The sequence below is a fragment of the Myceligenerans halotolerans genome (assembly GCF_054782975.1).
This window is the reverse complement of the sequence record NZ_BAAGRL010000077.1, coordinates 1-1,547: the sequence shown is the minus strand read 5'-3', so window position 1 is coordinate 1,547 and position 1,547 is coordinate 1. Positions and strand designations below refer to the sequence as shown.

At 58.0% G+C, this 1,547-nt stretch carries 1 rRNA gene; it reads right to left on the bottom strand.

The features are described from left to right. Positions 1 to 15: 15 nt before the first annotated feature. A 16S ribosomal RNA gene (locus tag ACYVK5_RS25795) occupies positions 16 to 1,547 on the bottom strand.

The following is a 1,547-nucleotide window of genomic DNA, read 5'->3' as shown; positions in this document are numbered from 1 at the left end:
CCTGATGCTCCTTAGAAAGGAGGTGATCCAGCCGCACCTTCCGGTACGGCTACCTTGTTACGACTTAGTCCCAATCGCCAGTCCCACCTTCGACCACTCCCTCCCCGAGAGGTTGGGCCGTGAGCTTCGGGTGTTACCAACTTTCGTGACTTGACGGGCGGTGTGTACAAGGCCCGGGAACGTATTCACCGCAGCGTTGCTGATCTGCGATTACTAGCGACTCCGACTTCACGGGGTCGAGTTGCAGACCCCGATCCGAACTGAGACCGGCTTTTAGGGATTCGCTCCACCTCACGATATCGCAACCCTCTGTACCGGCCATTGTAGCATGCGTGAAGCCCAAGACATAAGGGGCATGATGATTTGACGTCATCCCCACCTTCCTCCGAGTTGACCCCGGCAGTCTCCCATGAGTCCCCGGCATAACCCGCTGGCAACATAGGATAAGGGTTGCGCTCGTTGCGGGACTTAACCCAACATCTCACGACACGAGCTGACGACAACCATGCACCACCTGTACACCGACCTTGCGGAAACCACATCTCTGCAGCTGTCCGGTGCATGTCAAGCCTTGGTAAGGTTCTTCGCGTTGCATCGAATTAATCCGCATGCTCCGCCGCTTGTGCGGGCCCCCGTCAATTCCTTTGAGTTTTAGCCTTGCGGCCGTACTCCCCAGGCGGGGCACTTAATGCGTTAGCTACGGCACAGAACAGGTGGAACCTGCCCCACACCTAGTGCCCAACGTTTACGGCATGGACTACCAGGGTATCTAATCCTGTTCGCTCCCCATGCTTTCGCTCCTCAGCGTCAGTAACGGCCCAGAGACCTGCCTTCGCCATCGGTGTTCCTCCTGATATCTGCGCATTCCACCGCTACACCAGGAATTCCAGTCTCCCCTACCGCACTCCAGCCTGCCCGTACCCGATGCCAGCCCGAGGTTGAGCCTCGGGTTTTCACACCAGACGCGACAGACCGCCTACGAGCTCTTTACGCCCAATAATTCCGGACAACGCTTGCGCCCTACGTATTACCGCGGCTGCTGGCACGTAGTTAGCCGGCGCTTCTTCTACAAGTACCCTCAACCCCCCGAGAACGAGAAGCCTTGTTCCTTGTCGAAAGAGGTTTACAACCCGAAGGCCGTCATCCCTCACGCGGCGTCGCTGCATCAGGCTTTCGCCCATTGTGCAATATTCCCCACTGCTGCCTCCCGTAGGAGTCTGGGCCGTGTCTCAGTCCCAGTGTGGCCGGTCGCCCTCTCAGGCCGGCTACCCGTCGACGCCTTGGTAGGCCATCACCCCACCAACAAGCTGATAGGCCGCGAGCCCATCCCCCACCAAAAACTCTTTCCAACCCCCACCATGCAGCAGGAATTGAATATCCGGTATTAGACCCCGTTTCCAAGGCTTATCCCGAAGAGGGGGGCAGGTTACTCACGTGTTACTCACCCGTTCGCCACTAATCCACGCAGCAAGCTGCGCTTCATCGTTCGACTTGCATGTGTTAAGCACGCCGCCAGCGTTCGTCCTGAGCCAGGATCAAACTCTCCG